This window comes from Caulobacter sp. P1_B12_2 (assembly GCF_056406675.1).
In genome coordinates this window covers 1-3,186 of the sequence record NZ_JBFTZS010000494.1, presented here as the reverse complement: position 1 = coordinate 3,186, position 3,186 = coordinate 1, and the positions used below count along the sequence as shown (strand labels likewise).

General features: G+C 70.4%; 3 protein-coding genes. All 3 read left to right on the top strand.

Annotation, left to right across the window (positions count from 1 at the left end):
• Positions 1-1,161, top strand: a 1,161-nt coding sequence (locus AC1DZ6_RS22125) for a glycosyltransferase family protein (protein WP_477099277.1), incomplete at its 5' end; no start/stop codon positions are given.
• A gap of 5 nt (positions 1,162-1,166) precedes the next feature.
• Positions 1,167-2,306, top strand: a complete 1,140-nt coding sequence (locus AC1DZ6_RS22120) for a glycosyltransferase (RefSeq protein WP_477099276.1) — start codon at positions 1,167-1,169, stop codon at positions 2,304-2,306.
• Positions 2,303-3,186, top strand: an 884-nt coding sequence (locus tag AC1DZ6_RS22115; protein WP_477099275.1) for a hypothetical protein, incomplete at its 3' end; no start/stop codon positions are given. The genes AC1DZ6_RS22120 and AC1DZ6_RS22115, both read left to right, overlap by 4 nt.

Below are 3,186 nucleotides of genomic sequence, written 5' to 3'. Positions count from 1 at the left end.
GCGTTTCGGGACGCGGTCGCCCAGACCTATGACCGCCAGGTCGCCGACGGCCTGACGCCGCCGTTCACCAAGGCCTATCTGGACGCCTTCGCGGGCCGCGACGCGGCCTTCGACGCCGACCTGGCCGCCGCCCGAGCCAATGGCGACGCCCAGGGCCTGCTGTTCGAATTCGACGCGAGCCCGCCGCCCCCGCCCCGGAACGCGGCGCCGGGATCCTCGGCCGAGGACGTCGCCGTGTTCGCCAGCGTCGTGCCGGGCTGGGCCAGCCTGTTCCAGCACTACGACACCGTGATCCTCTACGGCCAGACGCCGCTGCTGGGCCATCTGGCCGGAATTCCCTATCTCGCCTTCGAGCACGGGACGATCCGCCATCTGCCGTTCGAGGATCACGTGGTCGGCCGCCTGACTCGGGACGCCTACCAGGCCTGCCCAGGCGTGTTCATCACCAACATGGACTACGTGACCGCCGAGCGCCGGATCGACATCCGTCCCGACCGGCGCATCTATATTCCCCATGGTTTCGACGAGCGGCCGCTGATGGCGTTCGCCCGCGGCCATCGGCGCGAGCCGGACGCCACCTCCGGGCCCGTGCGGTTCCTGGCGCCCTCGCGCCATCTCTGGGCGACCGACGTCACGGGCGAATCCAAGGGCAATGACCAGGTCGTCCGGGCCGTGGCCCAGCTGGTCGCCGCGGGGCGGACCGACTTCGTGATCCAGGCCGTCGCCTGGGGTCCGGACCTGGAGGCCACGCGCGCCCTGATCCGTGAGCTGGGCGTCGAGGCCCACTACGCGTGGGTCGACCCCATGCCGCAGACCAGGCTGTGGCAGGCCTACATGGACGCCGACGCCGTGCTCGACCAGTTCGTCATCCCGGCCATCGGCGGGGTCGCGTGCGAGGCCCTGGCCCTGGGACGGCGGGTGATCACTCGCCCAAACCCCGAGGCCGAACTGGCCTTCTTCGAGGAACGCATCCCGATGCTGGGGGCCGCGTCGCCGGACGAGATCRCCGACGCCATGGCCCGCGTGCTGGACGATCCGCGCGACGCCGCGGGGATCGGCGCCGCCGCCCAGGCCTGGACCACCCGGCGCCAGTCGGCCGACCGCATCCGCCAGATCCTGCRAACCGCCGCGGAAGCCCTGCCGACGTCAAGCCGGGCCTGACCCCAATGCGCGTGCTCCACGCCCCGGTGAACATCGGAAATCAGCCCTGGAACCTGTCGCGGGCGGAACGCCGCCTGGGCCTGGAGAGCTGGTGCGTCTCGAGCCTGCCGCCGCGCTACGGATTCTCGGTCGACAAGGTGCTGGCGGCCGAGGACGCCGGCGGGGCCGGGGTCCTGCGCCGGGTGCTGTTCGGCTATGGCGCCGCCGTCCGCTTCGACGTCGTCCACCTCTATTTCGGCCGTTCGCTTCTGTCGTTCGAGGACGCGCCCCAACTGGCCCGCCGCGCCTTCGACGAGGTGCGCATGGCCCGCCGCCTCGGCCGGAAGGTCTTCATGACCCTGCAGGGCTGCGAAATCCGCCAGGCCGCTCCGACCCATGCCCGCGCGCTGGCGACCGGCCGGCCCACCGCCTGCGCGCCGGACGCCTGCTCCGCCTTCGAGGCCTGCGTCCGCACCCATGACGCCGAACGGCGCGGCCTGGCCCAGCGGGTGTTCGGCCTGTTCGACCAGGTCTTCATCCTCAATCCCGACCTGCGCCATTTCTGGCCGCGCGGCCAGTTCGTGCCCTACGCCAGCGTCGACGTCGATCGGCTGGAGCCCCGCCCGCCGCGGCTGGAGGGGACCATCCGCATCGCCCACGCGCCGTCCGACCGCTCGATCAAGGGCACCCGGCACGTGATCGAGGCCGTCGAGCGCCTGGCGGCCCGCCACGACGTCGTTCTCGACCTCGTCGAGGGCGTCACCCACGCCGAGGCGTTACAGCGTTACGCGAACGCCGATATCGTCATCGACCAGCTTCGGGTGGGGTGGTATGGGGGATTTGCCGTAGAGACCCTGGCGCTGGGCAAGCCCACGCTTTGCTATCTCGACCCGGACGACCTGCAATCTCTACCTGCGTCGATGCGCCAGGAAATGCCCATTATTTCCGCGACACCTCAGACCCTGGAAGCGGAACTCGAAGCCCTGATCGCGCGTCGCCCGCAATGGCCCGACCTGTCCCGGCGATCGGCGGCCTTCGCCCGTCGCTGGCACAGCCCCGACGCGGTCGCGGCCGGCCTGGCCGCCCTCTACACCGGCGAGCGTGACACCTTCGACATCCAGCCGTTCCTGCGAACCCCCGCCGCCATTCACGGAATGCTGTCATGAGCGATCTTCGGATCAGCCGCTTTCCGTATCCGTTCAAGGCGGCGGTCGCCCTGAGCAACGACGCCGAGTTCATGACGCCCCGCGCGGTGCGCGACGTCTACGCCATGCTCAACGACCCGGCCGGCCTGGCGCTGGAGTCGGCCCACAGCCTGTTCATCTACGCCATGCACGCCACCTGCCACTCGTCGGCGGGCGTGTTCGTGGGCGACAGCGAGGTCATGACGCCCGAGGCGCCCTGGCTGCTGGATCTGGCCCAGGCCGGCTATATCGACACCATCCACGCCTACGGCGATTTCGACCTGGGCGGCTTCACGCGGCGACACGCCGAGCGCGCCGCCGAATTGTTCACGCGCCGCGGCCTGAAGTTTCCGCTCTTCACCAACCACGGCTCCAACCAGAACTACCAGAACCTCGGCCACCAGGCGCTGATCAACTACCAGGGCGGCGACGATCCCGCCTCGGCGGCCTATCACCTGGACCTGCTGAGGGGCATGGGGTTCCGTTACGCCTGGGTCGACGACGGCATCGTGCCCGATGCCGCCGATCCGGCGTCGCCGCTCTATGACGCCGTCGCCCGGGACGGCACGCCGCTCAAGCTGTTCCGCCGCTATCGCGGCCTGGTCGGCAAGGCCGCGCCCAACGCCGAGTCCTTCGCCGAACAGATCACCATTCCGGACCTGGACCGCCTGATCGAGGCCGGCGCCTCGACGATCTACTACCAGCACCTGGGCGTGGCCCGTAAGCATCCCGACGGCAGCTTCGACGCCGCCGTGCCGCCCTATCTGGACGAGCCGTCCATGGCCACCTTGCGCCACCTGTCGGCGCGCCAGGCGGCCGGCGACTGCTTCGTCACCACCACCAGCCGGCTGCTGCGCTACAT